This is a genomic window from Nonlabens spongiae (assembly GCF_002117125.1).
Taxonomy (GTDB): domain Bacteria; phylum Bacteroidota; class Bacteroidia; order Flavobacteriales; family Flavobacteriaceae; genus Nonlabens; species Nonlabens spongiae.
Window position 1 is genome coordinate 1652158 of sequence record NZ_CP019344.1, and the last position, 19224, is coordinate 1671381.

19 protein-coding genes are annotated in these 19224 nt (G+C 41.6%); 11 read left to right on the plus strand and 8 right to left on the minus strand.

What is annotated here, in order from left to right; all coding sequences use genetic code 11:
* Positions 1–42: 42 nt before the first annotated feature.
* From BST97_RS07545 to BST97_RS07555, 3 genes are all read right to left on the minus strand, one after another.
* A complete protein-coding gene (locus BST97_RS07545) occupies positions 43–588 on the minus strand; it encodes a hypothetical protein (protein ID WP_085766666.1) in 546 nt (181 codons plus the stop codon).
* A gap of 320 nt (positions 589–908) precedes the next feature.
* Positions 909–2546, minus strand: a complete 1638-nt coding sequence (locus tag BST97_RS07550) for a M1 family metallopeptidase (protein ID WP_085766667.1) — start codon at positions 2544–2546, stop codon at positions 909–911.
* The gene (locus BST97_RS07555; RefSeq protein WP_085768193.1) at positions 2543–3571 is read right to left on the minus strand and encodes a glycoside hydrolase family 113; all 1029 of its coding nucleotides are present in this window, start codon (positions 3569–3571) and stop codon (positions 2543–2545) included. Before BST97_RS07555 ends, BST97_RS07550 begins: the two co-directional genes overlap by 4 nt.
* A gap of 233 nt (positions 3572–3804) precedes the next feature.
* Between BST97_RS07555 and BST97_RS07560 the strand changes: the two genes are divergently transcribed.
* The 3 genes from BST97_RS07560 (at position 3805) to BST97_RS07570 (ending at position 8601) form a co-directional block, all read left to right on the plus strand.
* A complete protein-coding gene (locus BST97_RS07560; protein WP_085766668.1) occupies positions 3805–5106 on the plus strand; it encodes an NAD(P)/FAD-dependent oxidoreductase in 1302 nt (433 codons plus the stop codon).
* A 3-nt stretch (positions 5107–5109) separates the two neighbouring features.
* On the plus strand, positions 5110–6705 hold the full coding sequence (locus tag BST97_RS07565; protein WP_085766669.1) for a 4Fe-4S dicluster domain-containing protein: 1596 nt from the start codon (positions 5110–5112) through the stop codon (positions 6703–6705).
* 192 nt (positions 6706–6897) lie between these two features.
* Complete coding sequence (locus BST97_RS07570) at positions 6898–8601, plus strand: hypothetical protein (protein ID WP_085766670.1); 1704 nt, start codon at positions 6898–6900, stop codon at positions 8599–8601.
* Between the two features lie 166 nt (positions 8602–8767).
* Here the strand turns inward: BST97_RS07570 and BST97_RS07575 are convergent, their stop codons facing one another.
* Together BST97_RS07575 and BST97_RS07580 are read right to left on the minus strand one after the other, a co-directional pair.
* Positions 8768–9739, minus strand: a complete 972-nt coding sequence (locus tag BST97_RS07575) for a YpdA family putative bacillithiol disulfide reductase (RefSeq protein ID WP_085766671.1) — start codon at positions 9737–9739, stop codon at positions 8768–8770.
* Positions 9740–9894: 155 nt separating this feature from the next.
* The gene (locus tag BST97_RS07580; protein ID WP_085766672.1) at positions 9895–10248 is read right to left on the minus strand and encodes a DUF4174 domain-containing protein; all 354 of its coding nucleotides are present in this window, start codon (positions 10246–10248) and stop codon (positions 9895–9897) included.
* A 166-nt stretch (positions 10249–10414) separates the two neighbouring features.
* On the opposite strand from BST97_RS07580, the gene BST97_RS15950 reads away from it, so the two are divergent.
* From BST97_RS15950 to BST97_RS07610, 7 genes are all read left to right on the plus strand, one after another.
* Positions 10415–11356, plus strand: a complete 942-nt coding sequence (locus tag BST97_RS15950) for an NHL repeat-containing protein (protein ID WP_169711548.1) — start codon at positions 10415–10417, stop codon at positions 11354–11356.
* Positions 11271–12128 carry a T9SS type A sorting domain-containing protein gene (locus BST97_RS07585; RefSeq protein ID WP_169711549.1) on the plus strand — a complete coding sequence of 286 codons (858 nt, stop codon included), beginning with the start codon at positions 11271–11273 and terminating at the stop codon, positions 12126–12128. Before BST97_RS15950 ends, BST97_RS07585 begins: the two co-directional genes overlap by 86 nt.
* A gap of 137 nt (positions 12129–12265) precedes the next feature.
* Positions 12266–12919 (plus strand): DUF937 domain-containing protein, encoded by a 654-nt coding sequence (locus BST97_RS07590; RefSeq protein WP_085766675.1) that lies wholly within the window; start codon positions 12266–12268, stop codon positions 12917–12919.
* A 177-nt stretch (positions 12920–13096) separates the two neighbouring features.
* The gene (locus tag BST97_RS07595) at positions 13097–13510 is read left to right on the plus strand and encodes a DUF6146 family protein (protein WP_085766676.1); all 414 of its coding nucleotides are present in this window, start codon (positions 13097–13099) and stop codon (positions 13508–13510) included.
* A gap of 14 nt (positions 13511–13524) precedes the next feature.
* A complete protein-coding gene (locus BST97_RS07600) occupies positions 13525–14037 on the plus strand; it encodes a DUF6787 family protein (RefSeq protein WP_085766677.1) in 513 nt (170 codons plus the stop codon).
* A gap of 83 nt (positions 14038–14120) precedes the next feature.
* The gene (locus BST97_RS07605; RefSeq protein WP_085766678.1) at positions 14121–14834 is read left to right on the plus strand and encodes a Bax inhibitor-1/YccA family protein; all 714 of its coding nucleotides are present in this window, start codon (positions 14121–14123) and stop codon (positions 14832–14834) included.
* Between the two features lie 169 nt (positions 14835–15003).
* Positions 15004–15681 (plus strand): zinc-dependent peptidase, encoded by a 678-nt coding sequence (locus tag BST97_RS07610; RefSeq protein ID WP_169711550.1) that lies wholly within the window; start codon positions 15004–15006, stop codon positions 15679–15681.
* Here BST97_RS07610 and BST97_RS07615 read toward each other — a convergent pair.
* The 3 genes from BST97_RS07615 to BST97_RS07625 all read right to left on the minus strand — a co-directional run bounded on the left by BST97_RS07615 (position 15678) and on the right by BST97_RS07625 (position 17217).
* A complete protein-coding gene (locus BST97_RS07615) occupies positions 15678–16280 on the minus strand; it encodes an acyltransferase (protein WP_085766680.1) in 603 nt (200 codons plus the stop codon). The genes BST97_RS07610 and BST97_RS07615 overlap by 4 nt on opposite strands.
* 2 nt (positions 16281–16282) lie before the next feature.
* The gene (gene lipB, locus BST97_RS07620) at positions 16283–16984 is read right to left on the minus strand and encodes a lipoyl(octanoyl) transferase LipB (RefSeq protein WP_085766681.1); all 702 of its coding nucleotides are present in this window, start codon (positions 16982–16984) and stop codon (positions 16283–16285) included.
* Between the two features lie 74 nt (positions 16985–17058).
* The gene (locus tag BST97_RS07625; RefSeq protein ID WP_085766682.1) at positions 17059–17217 is read right to left on the minus strand and encodes a YqaE/Pmp3 family membrane protein; all 159 of its coding nucleotides are present in this window, start codon (positions 17215–17217) and stop codon (positions 17059–17061) included.
* Positions 17218–17507: 290 nt separating this feature from the next.
* On the opposite strand from BST97_RS07625, the gene lysS reads away from it, so the two are divergent.
* Positions 17508–19199 carry a lysine--tRNA ligase gene (lysS, locus tag BST97_RS07630; protein ID WP_085766683.1) on the plus strand — a complete coding sequence of 564 codons (1692 nt, stop codon included), beginning with the start codon at positions 17508–17510 and terminating at the stop codon, positions 19197–19199.
* Positions 19200–19224: the final 25 nt, after the last annotated feature.

Genomic DNA, 19224 nt, shown 5'->3' on the forward strand with positions numbered 1-19224 from the left:
ATCAGGTGTGAACCTGATACTAAATGATTGTCTGTAAATGGCTTATTTAATCTCGCCATTTTCCTCTGCCGCATCTAGTAAAATGGCAATTTTCCCTCCTTTGCCTTTGGCAATAGCATGAACCACCTGCTCTCCAGTTTCATCATCTGTATAGATCTTAAAAGACTTGATTTTATATTCCCTGTCAGCGTAAGAATCATCCATGATATTTTCTGCTCTGTACTTTTCAGACACCACCTTATTTTGTAATCCCATGCTTACAGAGGTTGTCAAAAGTTCATCATTTGCAATGTTCTTAGTGGTTTTGATGGCATTGCTTACACCTTGAAGATTACTCGTATTCATATTCTTGACGTCTTTGAGGTTTTTTGCCGTTTTCATGATATTCCCAAAAGACATGCTCGATTTGAACTTGTACACATAAACGTATCCGTCCTCACTCGATGGTTGATCTAAAATGATGACTCCGTTTTTTTCGTAGATGCGACCCGATTTAGAAGTGACTGGATCCTTGCTGCTTTTTCCTTTTATCTGTGCACTAGCAAGTGCAGTTGTAAAAACAAAAATGAATAGTAATAGATTTTTCATGACTAAGTGTTTAGAGTTAGATTGTTTTAAATTGTAAACAGCTGATTTACAATCCAAAATTAGCTTCACTAAACAGCTCTTGAAATAGGGGAATTACCTGATACGCATAGGGTTATTACCCTATTTTAAGGTTATCGGTTAGAATTTAAAGTGGAAAAACAAAAAGTAAAACTATCGATACAGCGTTTTAAGCTCGTATAATTCCATAGGATTTTGTGTAAGCTGGTTGAAATTTACGCTTTCGCGAAAGCGTACATTCCATAAACACCTACAAACTTGACAGTAAAAGTTCCTTTAAAAGAAATGCACTCACCACGCCACTACTGGACGCCTACATAAAAATTAGGGTTTACCTCAACTTTTTCAATGAGTTGATCCAAGGAAAAAACCTGCTCTTCTTCTTGAGGTTGTAACATGTGTAGCGTCCCATTTATGGCAACCTGCAGAGGCATGGAAAATCCTGTCACGACATTATCATAGTGATAGTAGAGTTTACCATCCTTGATTTCATACTTGAATAGAGGAATATCAGTAGTGCGTAAGTATTGATCAAAAATCGGTTTCAGATCTAGATCGATATTTTTATTTAAATAATCTTCGATTTCTTGGGTTGTGACCGTCCTATGGTAAAAAGTCTCATTCATGCCTCGCAAAATGGATCGCCATTTCTCATCATTACTAACTATCTGACGCAGGGTGTGTAAAAGGTTTGCTCCTTTATAATACATATCACCACTTCCCTCATTATTGACTCCGTACACACCTATCAGCGGTCGATCGTTTTGGATGGACCTGCGTGTTCCGATAACATAAGCATTTGCGGCGTCAGTACCGTAATGGTAATCGAGAAAGAGACTCTCTGAATAAGCAGTAAAACCCTCGTGGATCCACATATCTGCGATGTCCTTATTAGTTATATTATTTGCAAACCACTCGTGACCCGCCTCGTGAATGATAATAAAGTCAAATTTTAATCCCCAGCCCGTTCGTGACAAGTCTTGTCCTAAATATCCTTTGACGTATTTATTTCCGTAAGTCACGCTGCTCTGGTGCTCCATACCTAAATAAGGTACTTCAACCAGCTTGAAACTGTCTTCATAAAAAGGATAAGGCCCGAACCAATGCTCAAAAGCTTTCATCATTTTAGGAGCGTCCTTAAAATGCTCTTTTGCCTTTTCCAGATTATCTTTCAAAACCCAGTAATCCATGTCCAAATCTCCCTTCTCACCATCATAAACTTCACTGAAATTAACGTAGTCACCTATGTTTAAGTTGACACCATAATTATTTATGGGGTTTTTCACTTGCCAGGTGTAAGCAGTTTTGCCTCCTTTATTCTTTTCTTTTATCAATCGGCCGTTTGACACGCAAATCAGATCTTCAGGAACCGTTGCCGTAATGGTCATTCCCTCAGGTTCTTGATACATATGGTCTTTACAAGGCCACCACACGCTCGCACCCAATCCCTGGTTTGAAGTTGCGATGAAGTGTTTACCGTTTTTATCTTTTTTCCATGAGAAACCTCCGTCCCAGGGCGCGTTGCGTGCCTCACGCGGCTCGCCTTCAAAATGAACGACTACCTCGTACTCCTTCCCTGTTTTTTGGTTATTGATCAATTTGATAAAATGAGTATTTCCCTCATCAGTTACCAGTAAGTTTTTACCGTTTTGCGTCACCTTAGTGATTTTCATAGGCGCTTGAAGATCCACTTGCATGAGCTGGTAGGGCTCATTTACCGTGTATGTTATGGTATTTTGCCCCTTAATAAATTTGCGGTCTGGAAAAACCTCAACTTCAAGATCGTAATATTTGAGATCCCACCAGGCCCGCTCTTGAGTAATGGAGCCGCGCAACGTGTCTTGTCTTGTAAATTGATTTTTATCTTGTAATAGCTGAGCGCTTACCTGTTGTATCCCCATCAACAAAATTATTGCTACTATGATCTTAATATTTTTCATTTCTTCTGGTACTGATTTTTTACGGTTTGTGCCGCCTCCTTATTCTGCACGTTAAATAACTTTTCAAAGCCTCGATCGCCTTCTAGGAACTCTCCCGGAAAGTGCTTCCACAAAAATCCACCGGCCAGCCAGTCTTCTTCCCACAAGTTGCGATACAATCCTTCTAACAACATTTTTTGTGCCCTTTCATTGACCTGCAAAGAATCGGTAGCACTTTTCCAGGGTTCACGACCGGCATAATCTGCACTGGTGTAACCATATTCTGTGAGTAGGATGGGTTTGTTACGCTTTCGCGAAAGCGTACCCATTTCAAGCTTCCACTTTTTCCAACCCGTGTCGATCGATTCTACGGTAGGTGTTTTTTCATATGATACTGGGAAATAAGCGTCTACACCTATATAATCTAAGGCATCCAAAAACGGAACCTGATCGTAAGTATCCCAGTTGCCCGCATAAGTCAATTTGCCTTTGTAAACGGATCGTACCTCCTGAATCAAGGATCGCCAGTAATGGGGCCGCTCTTGAACAAAGGCGTCTAGTTCTGTCCCTATGCAGTAAATTTCGATATTTTTTTCTTGCGCAATCTGTGCATAGTACAATACATATTCTCGATGGCTTTGTTCCAGCTTTTGCCAGTCTTCTTCACTTTGCATTTTCATATGACCAGTATATTCACCTCGCCAGATCCAGATATGAGGCTTAAGCATGACCTCAATGGAACCGTCATGCATCAAATCGATGGTCTCCTTTACACCTTCTTCTCGCTCGCCCCACCACTGCCGCTCGACATTATACCGTATTTGAGGGTCGTTGAGGTTGCGTATAAATCCATAAGGTATCACGGCCACATAATTAGGATGGAATTGTTTTAAATCCTGAACATCCATCGTGTCAATCGGGTTCCTTGATCCTACGAGGGAAATCCCATTAATTTTTTCAGTTTTCTGAGCACATGAAAGAAGGAATATCGGCAACAATAAAAGTGTCAAGTGTCTCTTAAGTTGAAGCCCAGCCGTAAATTTCAAGAAATGGTACTTGAAACCCTTTAGATAAATTATTGAATTAAGTCTAGTGTTTATGGCTTTTGAGTTTTGCTTGTGTTTCAAAAATAAGAATTACTAGGCCAGAACAATTATCCCAGCAAATACTTCTGATCGTCCTCTAATCGATATAAAGGGTGTTTATACAAGGTTAAAGGAATAACACCGCATAAATTGCTAGCTAATTTTTACTTAATTTGACCACATAACTTTTCTCCATGAAGCATCTCGTGATTATAGGCAACGGTATTGCTGGTGTAACGCTCGCCAGACATGTACGCAAGATGTCAGACCGTAAAATCACCATTGTTTCTAGTGAAACGGAATTCTTCTTCTCTCGTACCGCTCTTATGTACGTCTATATGGGACATATGAAATTTGAACACACGCAGCCTTATGAAAATTGGTTCTGGGCAAAAAATAAAATCGAGCTTGTTCAAGATTATGTGCACACCGTGTTACCTGAGGAAAATAAAATACAGCTCAGTTCCGGTCGAGAAATAAGGTATGACGACCTTGTACTTGCTACCGGGAGCGTTCCTAATAAATTTGGTTGGAAAGGGCAAGATCTTGAAGGTGTGCAGGGACTCGTGAGCAAACAAGATCTGGAACAACTTGAAATAACAGCGCCTAATAATAAAGTTTGCAAAAGAGCGGTCATCATAGGTGGGGGACTTATAGGCGTAGAACTTGCTGAAATGCTGCATTCACGCCACATACCCGTAACTTTTCTGGTGCGTGAAAAAGGCTTCTGGAGCGGCGTCTTACCTCAACAGGATGCACAAATGATTTCTAATCATATTATAGAACATGGAATTGATCTCAAGCATGAAGAAGAGCTCGACGAAATCATAGATGATGGATACGGAAAAGTCAAAGGTATAAAGACTAAAAAAGGTGAAGTGATTGAATGCGACATGGTCGGTTTATGTGCGGGTGTACGACCGAGAATAGAATTTCTTCAAAATTCAGGCATAAATCTCAACAGAGGTATTTTAGTAGATCGACATTTGAAAACCAACTTTAAAAATGTTTACGCCATAGGCGATTGCGCCGAGCAACTCGAGCCTGTGGGCGAGCGCAAGGCCACCGAAGCAGTCTGGTACACTGGTCGAATGATGGGGGAAACTCTTGCACAAACACTCTGTGGCAAACCCACAAAGTGGAATCCAGGACACTGGTTCAATAGTGCAAAATTTATGGACATAGAATACCAGACTTACGGTTGGGTCTGGAACAAGCCTAAAGAAGATCATGCACATTACCACTGGCAAGATGTAGATCAAAAATGCGGCATCACGGTAGAGTACCGTATAAGTGATCGTGAATTTATCGGTATCAATGCTTTTGGCATAAGGATGCAACATGAGGTATTCAACCAGTGGCTGGACGAGAATAAAACAGTTGATCACGTGATCGAGCATCTCAATAAGGCCTGTTTCAATCCCGAATTCTACAAACGTCCATTTCAGGAGATCAAAAACGATTTCAAAAAGAATCAAAAATCCCTAAGTATTTAGATCATGAGCACCTATCAAAGAAACATGTCCCTTACCGGTGAGCCGCCCAAAGCACTGTCCCGCATTGAAAAAATCGCAAGTGCAGTAGGTTTATCCGGACTTCTTATCATGGTATTGGCGCTTTTCAATGTTGACTTGGGCTGGCGTGAGTTTTGGCTCACGCTGTCCATTGCGATGATTTTTGTGGGTGTTCTCGCTTTCGCGAAAGCGCAATACGGAAACAAAACCGCTGGTATCAAAAATGACGGCGTCTGGTTCAAGAGTATTTCCAGTCGCGGTTTATGGGGATGGTCACTCGCTATTCTCCTCATGGGATTCTACGTGGTACTTTACTTCTTTGCGGATTTACTGGGACAAGGGAACGACGGTGCCTCTAATACGGGTCTAGTTGCTTTATTTGATCCGCTTTCTTATACTTTAAAAGGAAAAGCTGCTAGTCAGTGGTTTGTATATGGCGTACTGTACACGATCGCTATTCTAGCATTTGGAGCCAAGTTCATTTGGAAATACAGACATAATAGATATGAGGTAATCCGTACGATTAGTGTGATGTTTTTCCAGACTGCCTTTGCCTTTTTGATTCCAGAAATCATGGCGGGACTCAATGGCGACCTGCCCTACTACGATCTAAAAAACATTTGGCCACTTAATTATTACTTTTTTGATCAATACAATGTCGACGGTTTATTAGCAAACGGTAATCTGGGACTTACCATGTTGCTCTGGGGGATTGCTTCCATATTGGTAATAACTCCCATTTTGACCTTCAAGTATGGTAAGCGCTGGTATTGCAGCTGGGTGTGCGGCTGTGGAGGACTCGCCGAGACTGCCGGAGATTCCTTCCGTCACCTTTCTGACAAATCTCAAAAAGCGTGGATAATAGAGCGGTGGCTAGTGCATAGTGTTCTTGTATTTGCTGTGATCATGACCACAGGAGTGATCCACTCCTATCTAGGTGATGGCTCTGAATATTGGCTCAATCGGGATACTTTCTTAATGGGAGTAGCAGGTTTGTTGACGGTAATTTTTGCATTAATCTGGATCTTCAGAAGGGATCAACTTAAAGAAGATGCGCGATATGGTGCCATTGGATTTTTTGTGTTGATTATAGCCTTTATCGCGATACATTATATGGGACAATCCCAAAACCTGTTTTTCTTCAAACATGGAGCTGTACGATCTGCGTATGGTTTTTTGATAGGCTCCATTTTCTCAGGTGTGATAGGCACAGGTTTTTACCCGATTATGGGAAGTCGTGTGTGGTGTAGGTTCGGTTGTCCTATGGCAGCCATATTAGGTTTACAACAACGACTGTTCTCAAAATTCAGAATCACAACCAACGGTGGTCAATGTATCTCATGTGGAAATTGTTCAACGTACTGTGAAATGGGAATCGATGTGCGAGCCTATGCCCAAAAAGGTGAGAATATCGTTCGTGCAAGTTGTGTGGGCTGTGGAATTTGTAGTGCGGTATGTCCGCGTGGTGTCCTCAAATTAGAAAATGGATCCTTGGAGGGTAGAATTAATAGTCAGTCCGTACTCTTAGGTCAAGATCCAGATTTGATGGAGTTGCTGAATAATCAAAACCAGTACTCCTGAAGATATTAGTTACATATACCACAATAGAAATCACTCGCAGTCAATTGTCTTACTTCATGAGGTTCTAGGACAAGAAATTCGTTGTTATACACATTTAAACGGATTAAACACATCTAGCTTTCAGGATATTAAGTAAATACCAACTATAAAGCTAGGATAAAGGTTTAACTTTGCGTGTTAAACTTTTGACCAATGAAAAAATTAGTACTAGCAGTATTTTTACTTGTAGCCGTATTTTCTCAAGCTCAAGTAGGTATAAACACAGAGGATCCAAGAGCATTACTTGATATAAAAGCGGCCAATGAAGTGGTGGCTACGAATACCCCAGGGGTTATGGTGGTAGGAGATGGACTTCTGGTATCTCGTGTAAGTACACTGCTAGTTGACGGTGATTTCCCGATTGAAGGTGTTGTGGTTTACTTGACCAGTAGTTTTGAAGATACCTCTCAAGCCCCTAGTGTTACTTATGAACCTGGATTTTATGTTTCTTATAGTGGGAGGTGGGAAACATTTGGCACTGGAGGAGATTCTGGCGAATTAAAAGAGTTTACAGAGGGGATCACTAAAGGTTATCGCTTGGCCGACTCAGATCCTGCAAATCATGGAGATGTGGGATTATTTGCAACCGACTTGAGTTTTCAACAATCAGCCTCTACTTCTCGCGGCGCAACAGGAGATGCTTCATTCGTAGCCAATGTTGACAATACTGCAAGTGGCACAGCTTCTTCCTCTTTTGGTATTGAAAACGATATCTCTGGAACAGCATCTTCTGGTTTTGGTCAACTCAATACAGTTTCTGGAAATTTATCTTTTGCTGCAGGAAGTGAAAATAATATCACTACTGATGGGTCTATTGCCTTTGGAGCATCAAATGCAGTGAGTGGCGTTGCTGCTGCCGCTCTAGGAGCTGATAATGAAGCGCGTGGCGCAGCCTCTATCGCTGCTGGAGAAGGAAATATAGCAAACGCAAGCGGTGAGATCGCGGTAGGTCAATTCAATACCGATTATTCTCCAGCAGGTGACAGTACAGATCGAGTTTTTACGGTAGGTAATGGTTCCTCTGACGCATCCCGTTCAGATGCTTTAATTATTTTGAAAAATGGGGTAATTACAGCTCCTTCATTTTCAAATACTGAACTAGGCAATGCAGATAGCCAAGCTTTAATCACAAAGGGTTATTTTGACCTAAACAATTCAAACGGTCAATTGGTTGAGCAAACGAATGGAAGCAATTTAGGCTATAGAATTGCAGGTAACAATCCCAGTAATTTTTTGGGAATAGGACGTTTTGCCATAAATCTTGGGTTTAGGGTTGCGGTATGGAGAAGTAATATAGATAACCAGTACGGTGCTTCTGGACGGTATGCATTTTCAGTAGGAGGAAATAATTTGGCAAGTGGGGTTTCTTCTGTAACTTTAGGTGCCACCAGCGTAGCAAGTGGAAGTGCGTCTGTAGCATTAGGGGGTGGTTTAGTCGCGAGGGCGTACGGTGAAACTGCGACTGGAAGTTGGAATACTGACTACTCTCCTGTCGCTGGAGCATCAGGTAGAGCTTTAAGTGACCGCGTGTTTGTCGTAGGTAATGGTGTAAATGAGACTGATCGATCAGATGCTCTAATAGTAAGAAGAGATGGATTGATTACAGTTCCAGACTTGTCAATTTCTCTGATTGAGAATGGAGGCAGCAAAGTCTTAACCACCAAAGAATATAACGAGGAAAATTTTATAGGTCGCTTGGAAAGCGGTGACACCGCTAGCAGACCTACTGGTGCCAGCGCTCCTGCCTATGGCACTATGCGTTACAATACGGAGACCGGTCGTCCCGAGGTTTACGTCGAGAATTCTACTAACCTACCCACAGGTTCAAGCTATGTGCCTGGCTGGATCTCTTTATAATTAAATTTTAATCAATTGATAGCCATCTTGAAAAAGATACTTTTTGTTTATCAGCCTTAGATCGTATTCACAGTCACTTTTTAAATGAGGAGCTGCCAATAAATCGATCAACTTGAGATTGATGCATGTCGTCGCTTTCGCGAAAGCGGAAAAGTTCTAACTCAACTTATTTATTAGCAATATGTTCAGCAATGAGAGCTGCATGCGCACGACTGTTTTCGATAAACCATTTATGGGTTTCTAAACCACCGCAAACAACCCCAGCAAGATAAATGCCAGGCACGTTCGTCTCCATAGTCTGAGAATCATACACTGGTTTTTTCATTTTGCCCTCGAGTTTAACACCGAGTGACTTAAGCATTTTGAAATTAGGCCTGTAACCTGTTAATGCTAAGACAAAATCGTTTTCTAGTGTGATCTCCTGCCCCTTTTGATCTATTTTAATTATATCTTGCTCGATTTTAACGATTTGCGCATTAAATAAAGCTTTGATACTCCCCTCCTTGATGCGGTTTTCAACATCTGGTTTGACCCAGTACTTCACCCGGTCACCTATCTCATTGCCTCGCACAATCATTGTTACGTCTCCTCCCTTACGATAAATTTCCAGCGCGGCATCCACGGCACTGTTACTCGCTCCTACCACTGCCACCTTTTGAAATGCATATAAATGCGGATCATCATAGTAGTGGAAAACTTTGTGAAGTTCTTCGCCTGGCACATTCATAAGATTGGGCAGATCATAGAATCCTGTTGCTAATATTATATTACGTGCAGAGTGGTTTGATTTTGTCGTTGTTACCTGAAAAACGTCACAAGCATTTTCTACTGCTTCCACTTTTTCAAAAAGCTTCATGTTCAATCGTCGAGATGTAGCAATACGGCGGTAGTATTCCAGCGCTTCTTGCTTACTAGGCTTTGCTTCTTTTGAGATGAAAGGTATCTCGTCCAGCTCCAGCTTCTCACTGGTAGAGAAGAATTGCATATTTGTGGGATAGTTATAAAGCGAGTTAACTACCGTACCCTTTTCTAAAATCAGATAAGAGAGCGCCTTCTTTTCAGCTTCTAGAGCACATGCGATGCCTATAGGACCACCACCCACGATGATCAGATCGTAAAGTTTATCGTTTTTCGCCATGATACAAAAATACTTCACCGACACATGCTCTGCTCTTAAGCAGTCGTTAAGTATGATAAGTAATTCTATTTGCCTCTCAGCTCATTGCGCCTCATAGGCATGGTGTCTATTTCTGCAAAGAATACAGAAGGATCTGTAATTCGGGTTCTTTTCATTTACACTCCACCATCCAGACCGATCAATAAAATTTGAAACGGCTTTGAATCTAAACCAAATTCTTCATATAAATTCTTATTAATAGTATTCTGAACGGGATTTAAACTTGGGTTGTAGAGCGTACTGCCCTTAGGATCAATCTTAAGGATCAAAAGTTTGCGGTCTAACAATGCATCTCGTTGATTCTGGAAAAGCTTTAATTGTTCTAAAATCTCATCGCCCTCAGGATTTCCCGAGACAATTAATATTAATCTGTTTTCCCAGCGGTATGCATCAAGAGAAAAGTTTTGAGCTTGGGTATTTTGTAACGCCATAGTAAAGAATGTTAATATAAGACAAGTAATATTTTTCATTCCTTTAAAGTTACTTGAATCATCTAAGCCATCGTGATAATGAAATTATAATTGCGCTTTCGCGAAAGCGAGACCTTCTTTCTCTATACCATCCAATCAAAAACCAGGTAATTCCCCTATGGTGTGGCTCTCATAGTTTGTTCAATTTTGGACAAATTCAACAATCATGAAAACAAATTACTTCAACACCGTTCTTATTCTCATCTTGTTCATCTTTCATTCTGGAGAGGCTCAGACTCTAGAATGGGCACATGCTCTAGGAGGAACAACCTTTGACGAGGGTTATGCCGTAGCCGTCGATGGTAGCGGAAATGTTTATCTCACAGGTTCCATGCAGGGAACTGGAGATTTTGATCCAGGAAGCGCCACGCTTAACCTCACCTCAAACGGGAGTCGCGACATATTTATCACAAAGCTCAATGCTCAAGGCATTCTCGAGTGGTCCCACAGTATAGGCGGTGCCTTTGCTGATGAAGGTTTTGCCATTGAGGCTGATGCTTCTGGAAACGTATATGTTTTTGGGGAGTTTAATTTTGATGTGGACTTCGATCCGGGAGCAGGAGTTTTCAATTTGAACCAAGGAACTGGCGGAAAGGTATTTCTACTCAAGCTCAATGCGCAAGGAGATTTTGTATGGGCAAAAGCGATAGGTGGCCCCTTTGCAAATGGAGGCGTCGAGGCTGGAAATTCATTAAAACTTGACAGCAGTGGTAACATCTATGTTAACGGGAGCTTTGACGGCACACCAGATTTTGACCCTGGAACTGGAGTGGTTTCCATAACCTCTAATGGCTCTGAAGACATCTATGTTGCTAAGTACGATAATAATGGAGGTCTTATTTGGGTTAAGGGTTTTGGCGGAGCAGAAAGAGATGAGGCATTCTTTTTAGATATAGATGCTGCAGGCAATGTCTATTCTACTGGACGTTTTAGAGATGTGGTCGATTTTGATCCTGGAAGTGGAACAAGTACGCTCACATCAACTGGTGTATATGATGTTTTTGTACATAAGATGGATACTAATGGCAACTATCAATGGTCGAAATCCTTTGGGGCGATCATCTTCTACGGAAGAAGGTTTAGGTATAGCTGTAGACCCATCAGGTAATGTTTACACTACAGGTACATTTTCAGGAGTTATGGATATTGATCCTTCTGCTGGAACAGATAATGTGACGTCACGTGGAGCGGCAGATATTTTTGTTCAAAAATTGGATCCTAACGGTGACTACCTATGGGGCAGATCTTTTGGCAGCTCTTCTACTGAAGAGGTGTTTTCCATAGATTGTGATGCTGCTGGTAATGTTTATACCACGGGATTTTTTCAAGGTAGAGCCGACTTCGATCCAGGCGCGGCAGACTTTTTTATCACCGAACAGGGTATTCAAGATACCTTCATCCACAAGATACTCTCAAATGGGGATTTTGGCTGGGTCACCACTCTTGGATCTAATCTCAGTAATCACGGTCTAGGCATAGTAACAGACGCCTTAAATAATGTGTATACGACTGGTTATATGACGGGTTCAGTCGATTTTGACCCAGAGGCAAACAGCACTCAAACACTTACTAGCGCTGGTCAAACTGATATTTTCATTCAAAAGCTCAATCAGAATACTGCTAGTCTTGATGATCAACTAGGTCTTGAAAATCTAGTGGTTTACCCTAATCCAACACAAGGTGAGGTCAATTTTGAGATTCCTGTTTCTGCTGAGTCTGTCAATATATCCATTTACAATTCTGCCGGTCAGCTGCTTAAGGAAGAGCGTTTAGAAACTGTCGGTTTTCATACCATGATGTTGTCTGCTCCCAGTGGCATCTACTTGATGCAGGTTCAGTCAGGTGCTGCGTCAAAAACATTTAAATTGATCAAACAATAGGTGTTTAGAAGTTTGTAGGTTGTTTCGCTTTCGCGAAAGCGAGAACACTTAAGAATGCTATTACAAGCCAGCTATATTGACGCTTTTTTATTTTGAAAAACGCAGTGATGCTGTATCTTTAGGCTAAAGATTAAACTATGAACGATATACTGGAATTACTCAATTCACCTACAGGAAAGCAATTAATCAGCGGTGCTGCATCGCAAACCGGCGCCAGCGAGAGCCAGACCCAAAGCGTGCTCGCACAAGCCCTACCCCTTATTATGGGTGGGATGCAAAAGAATGCACAAACTCCAGAGGGAGCTGCAGCCTTGAGCAACGCCCTAGACAACCCAAAACACCGTGGTGGCGGTATGATGGATATGGTAGGGCAAATATTTGGTTCAGGAGCCGGTAGTCCAGACGCTTTGCTAAGTGAAGGAAGCGGGATTTTAGGTCATGTTTTTGGCTCGAACAAGTCCAATGTGGAAAACGCCCTAGCCGACAAAAATGGGCTGGATAGTTCTACGATCAGTAAAATAATAGCTTTTGCAGCGCCTATAGTTATGGGCTATTTAAGTAAGAAGAAACACAATGACAATCCGCAGACTAACGATGTTCAAGGGCTTTTAGGATCTGTTTTGGGTGGGCTGAGCAACGATACACCTGGTGATAGTGCCATGGGCATGCTCAACTCTGTTCTTGATAGCGATGGCGATGGAAGTGCGCTCAATGATCTAGCAGGCAAATTTCTAGGTGGTGATAAAGACAAAAAAGGCGGTGGAGGCCTCCTAGGCGGACTTTTAGGATAATATTCTTACCACAATCACAAACCGTTGTTTAATTTATAGGTGTTCTACCTAAATTGAGCAACGGTTCTTTTATGCGTCAAACAGTCAATCTTAGCCAAAAGCTGGATTCACTCATCCATGCAACGCGTTCAATAGATCGAACTATGGAACGGTACGCTGTAAGGCTATTTTTATCCTATGAAAAATGTATTCTACACCCTCGGCCTATTGTTTATCGTGATCGCATGCTCCAGTCAGCGCGATTCAAGCAATCAAAAAAAGAAAACCGCTTATCAGGTACAAAATGACACCATACGTATTGCTAACGACAGTCTGGAATACGAGATCATTATTATTGAGCCTGGATTTTATTCTTGGCTCGCAACTCAGCCACCTCGCGGATTTTATTCTCAATCGACTTTAGAAATCCGCAATCAATTTAGAGTCAGGGAATATAATCTTAGAGTTCGTAATCCCATTTCTTACGATCCTGATCTCTACATTTTTAGTATAGACTATGAGAATGGTATCGATTACGGCTACGAGGTTAACTATTTGCTTTATAATTGGTTCCTTTTCTTTGAGCAGCGTTATAATCAGAAATTGTTGTAGCCTATTTTTGCAGCATGCAAAGACTTAAGGAGAACTGGGACATCACTAGAAACTGGCAACTTATTTATATATTTCTGGGCATAGTAGCTCTACTGGCATCAGGATATTTTATTGCCATAAAACTTATTCCAACAGTTTTTGAAGACGCTACTTATGAATATTTGTTTGTTGCGGTAGTCACCCTGATCCTAGCTTATTTTATCTACAGGCTCTGCATCTGGATATTTCAAAAACTCTATAAAAAGTGGAATGTAGAGCGACGTTACCGCATGATCGCCATCTTCTTGGTATTTGCTATTACGGGATCTGCATCGGCAAGACTTTCAGGGCCTTTTCTAGAGTTGTTTGAAATAGATCTGGACCATCTCTCGCCATGGGTTTTCTGGCCTATCAGATTGCTGGTCATTTTTCCAGTCTATCAAATTCTACTTGTCGTTATAGGCTGGTTGTTTGGTCAGTTTGATTTTTTCTGGTGGTTTGAAAAGAAAATGCTGAGGCGTTTTGGGATCAAATTTGATTCTGAGTGATGCGTTCAAGGCTAGAGCGACTGATCCTATTTTTATTATAACATCTTACCTATATTTACTTTTTAAAATTAAAGACCAATCTCATGGATAACAACCCACAGTTTGACCCAGAATTTGAATCACTCATTAGTGTTAATGAAGTTGAGCGCGCTGCATTTTATCGTAAGACTTATGCTCATGTAGCCCTCGCAACCTTGCTGTTTATAGTTATTGAGACTATTTTTCTAAACATTCCAGTACTTGTTGAGTTCATGCTGGGAATGCTGCAAGGCTGGAAATGGTTTATTGTTCTAGGGTTATTCATCTTTGCAACAAACTATGCCGAAAAGATTGCTCATACCAGTCACGATAAAGGCATTCAATACTTAGGCCTTCTTCTTTTTGTGGTAGCTGAGGCTCTTATTTTCATCCCATTGATTTATATCGCCATCGTTATGGGAGAAATGAATGGATCAGACACATTAAATCAAGCGGCAATAACGACACTAGCCCTTTTTACAGGTTTAAGCGCAGTAGTCCTGGTAACTAAAAAAGACTTCTCATTCTTGCGTAGTATTATCATGGTGGGGTCGTTTGTTGCCCTAGGGATTATCATCGCAGGTGTGATATTTGGTTTTAATCTTGGCTTGGTGTTTTCTGGCGGAATGGTATTGCTGGCATCGGCATCAATTCTTTACCAGACTTCTAACTTGATCCACAAGTATAGTACAGATCAATATGTAGGAGCTTCTTTAGGTCTCTTTGCATCACTCATGTTACTGTTCTGGTATGTTTTAAGCATTTTCTCAAGAGATTAAGGCAGTACATTTTATACAGGTTTCCAGTTTCCAATATGACTGGCTTGCACCTTATGCTTTAGGAGCGTTTGGGATTTTTGCAACCACCTACCTTACTCATATCGCACTCAAATTTTCTCAACACAGGAAAGATTATTTGTGGTACCGGCAATTCTGGTCCTACAAAAAATTGAAGCCTCATCAAAAAGTGATTCTTGAATCTTATGCATTTTTTGCTGGCTTGAATGTTAAGAATAAGAAAGAATTTGAGCACCGCGTAGCAAATTTTATCGCCGATAAAGATTTCAAGCACAGATACGGTACTCCCGTTACTGATGAGCAAAAGGCACTTATTTCTGCCGTGGCGTGTCGGTTGAGTTTTGGAAGGCGGTCTTATCTATTTCCCACACTGGATACCATATTGATCTTTGATCAAGCTTTTACTTCACCCATCAATTCTAACCTTCACAAAGGAGAATTCAACCCAGCGGCAAAGGTTGTCGCGCTGTCCTGGGCAGATTTCAAAGAGGGCATGGATATTACAAATGATAATTTGCATTTAGGCATTCATGAATTTACCCACGTCATGCATTTTGAAAGCGAGCAAATGGATGATATTGACGCCATGCGTTATCATAAATACCATCAGGTAATTTTGAAGTTCCTCATGCAACCCGGCACGCGTGAAAAACTGGATCAAACCCGATTTTTTAGAGATTATGCTTTTACTAACCAATATGAATTTATGGCGGTTCTTACCGAGTACTTTTTTGAATCTACAGAGGAATTTGAACAAACCTTTCCTGATTTATTCAACGCCATCCAAAAAGCCTTACTCTACAAAAAGGAATGGCTTTTTAAAATCTAGCCTTTTCTCTTAAGCTCTGCGAGAGTTTTATAAAAATCTTCCTGAACTGGTCGATGCTCAGGAATCTCCCGTAGAGGATCAACCTCTTGCATGGTTTCATGACAGTCAGTAGGCAGTTGCTGGTAAAGTTTTGTCCCAGCTGTTTTCCAGTCCAGCATGGCATCGGTAACATGCTTGATTTTTTTAGCAGGATTGCCTACGATCAGTGATCGCGGCTCAAAAACAGCTTCTGCTTTTACAAAAGACAGCGCTCCTACTATACAGCCCTCTCCTATTTCGGCTCCGTCCATAATCACACTGTTCATACCAATCAGACAATTGGCTCCCAGATTAGCTCCATGTATGATCGCGCCGTGTCCTATGTGTGCGCTTTCGCGAAAGCGTATACTTTTTCCAGGAAACATGTGAACCACACAATTCTCCTGAACATTCACGCCATCTTCTAGGATAATCTCACCCCAGTCACCTCGTATCACAGCACCTGGACCCACATAACAATTTTTACCAATGACCACATTGCCGATCACAGTCGCTTGGGGATGAATAAAACTGCTGCGGTCTACTACGGGAATATGACCTTTAAAGGAATAGCACGGCATGTTTAAGGAATAACCAGATTAGCATCAAACAACTCAACAAAATAGCGTTTGATCTTTTCTTTGATCTCGCTTTCATCCACAACTCTTCCTAACTCTGTACCTAGAGAAGTGACGGACTTGTCCTCAATGCCACAAGGAACGATGTGATCAAAATAACCCAAATCTGTATTTACATTAAATGCAAAACCGTGCATGGTGACCCAGCGGCTTGCTCGCACGCCCAGCGCACAAATCTTGCGCGCAATTGGCGTTCCCACATCTAGCCAAACGCCTGTTTCTCCCTCACTACGCTCTCCCTTTAGTCCATAATCTGCGAGAATTTTGATAAAGATTTCCTCTAGATAACGCAGGTATTTATGAATATCAGTAAAGAAATTCTCTAAATCAAGAATGGGGTAACCAGTTATCTGACCTGGCCCGTGGTACGTTATGTCGCCTCCACGATTGATCTTATAAAAGGATGCTCCTATCCTATCCAGTTTTACCTGGTTTGCCAGCAGGTTTTTTTCATCGCCACTCTTCCCGAGCGTGTAAACATGATCATGTTCTACAAACAAAAGATGATTAGGCGTTTCAAGTCCCGCATCTTCACGCCTGTTTTTAATTTTGATATCGAGAATCTCCTTAAAAAGCTTCTCCTGATAGTCCCAAGCCTCTTTATAATCGAGCCTTTTTAGATCTTTGAAGTAAACAGATTTGTTCATGAAACAAAGGTAGGTTTTGTTTAAGGAGTCTGGTTGGTTTTAAGAATACCTTGAACTTTGAGGAGTAACCGCGATCAACGCTCTGGATTATTCAAAATGATCAAAGCAGCGATCACTCCGGGAATCCAGCCTAATAAAGTGAGGATAAAAACGATCACCACAGAACCACAACCTTTACCGATTACCGCAAGTGGTGGAAAAATGATGGCAAGAATTACTCTCCAGATGGACATAGGGATGATTTTATTGAAAGGTTAAAAATTCAGCTTTGAGTTAAGTATTTCAACACATTTTCTTTCTCTCAGTCAGTTCGCAGTTGCGGTATGCAGTTGACAGAAAATATCCTTTCATTAAAAAGGGCTTCTAGCCTATTACCACTAGCAGCTTGCTCATTCAACAAATACCCAAATCACCTGCTCACGGCTCACGGCTCACAGCTAACAGCTAAAATAAGACCTTGTTAAAAGCACTTTGTTACAGCTCGCAGCAAAGTTATCTTTGCAAATTCAAAAAATTGTAGATCATGCCACTGTCTGAACAAGAACAAGTACGTCGCCAGAAACTTCAAAAAATTCGCGAGATGGGCATCGAGCCTTTTCCTGCTGCCCTATATCCCGTAGACCATACTTCTAAAACTATTAAAAGTGATTTTGAAGAGGGGAAAAAGGTCGTTATTGCAGGCCGTTTGATGTCTCGACGCATTCAGGGCAAGGCAAGTTTTGCAGAGCTTCAAGACAGCCAGGGACGTATCCAGGTGTATTTCAATCGCGATGAGATCTGCGAGGGAGAAGACAAGACATTGTACAATGATGTTTATAAAAAACTGCTCGATATAGGAGATATCATCGGTATTGAGGGCGAACTGTTTAAAACCCAAGTGGGTGAGAAAACAGTGATGGTTAAAAGTTTCACGCTACTCACAAAAGCCTTGAAGCCATTGCCGCTCCCTAAAGTAGATGCAGATGGCAACGTGTATGACAAATTCAATGACCCAGAGCAGCGCTACCGCCAGCGCTACGCAGACCTAGCTGTGAATCCGCAGGTGAAGGAGGTTTTTGTGAAAAGAACCAAGCTTTTTAATGCGATGCGTTCGTTCTTCAACGAGCGTGAGTACTTTGAAGTGGAGACGCCTATTTTACAGCCTATTCCAGGTGGTGCTGCGGCTCGACCTTTTGTGACGCACCACAATTCTCTGGACATACCGCTCTATATGCGTATCGCAAACGAGCTTTATCTCAAGCGTTTGATCGTGGGTGGATTTGACGGCGTTTACGAGTTCAGTAAGAATTTCCGTAACGAGGGAATGGATCGCACGCATAACCCAGAGTTCACCGCCATGGAAATCTATGTGGCATATAAGGACTACAACTGGATGATGGACTTTACAGAGCAGTTACTTGAACATTGTGCAATTGCGGTAAATGGAACGACAAAGAGTACTTTTGGCGACCACGAGATTGAGTGGAAGGCGCCCTATCCGCGTGTGACCATGAGGCAAAGTATTTTGGATTTTACCGGTTTTGATATTGCCGGCAAGAGTGAGAAGGAGTTGTACGCTTTCGCGAAAGCGGAAAATATAGAAGTAGATGAAACCATGGGTAAGGGAAAGCTTATCGATGAAATATTTGGTGAGAAATGTGAAGGAAACTACATCCAGCCCACGTTCATCACAGATTACCCGAAGGAAATGTCACCGCTTTGTAAGCAGCACCGCGACAATCCAGAACTTACTGAGCGTTTTGAACTGATGGTTTGTGGTAAGGAAATCGCCAATGCCTACAGTGAGTTGAACGATCCTATCGATCAGCGTGAGCGTTTTGAAGCTCAAGCGGCACTGGCAGATCGTGGGGACGATGAGGCAATGTTTATAGATCAAGATTTCTTGAGAGCGCTGGAATACGGCATGCCTCCTACCTCGGGACTGGGAATAGGAATGGACCGATTGATCATGTTCTTGACCAACAATCCATCGATTCAAGAAGTGCTGTTCTTCCCTCAAATGAAACCTGAGAACAAGGCAAAAGCCGATTTGAACGAGGAGGAGAAAATGGTTTTTGAACTTCTCATCAAAGCTCAGAAAATGGAGCTCGCTGACTTGAAAGAGCAAGCTGGTTTGAGTAATAAAAAATGGGATAAGTCTATAAAAGGATTGACCGGTAAAAAACTTGCCAAGGTTAGTAAGACTGATGATGGGCTGTTTATTGAGTCTATGTGAGAATCTTACCTTAAAAACTCAAGAG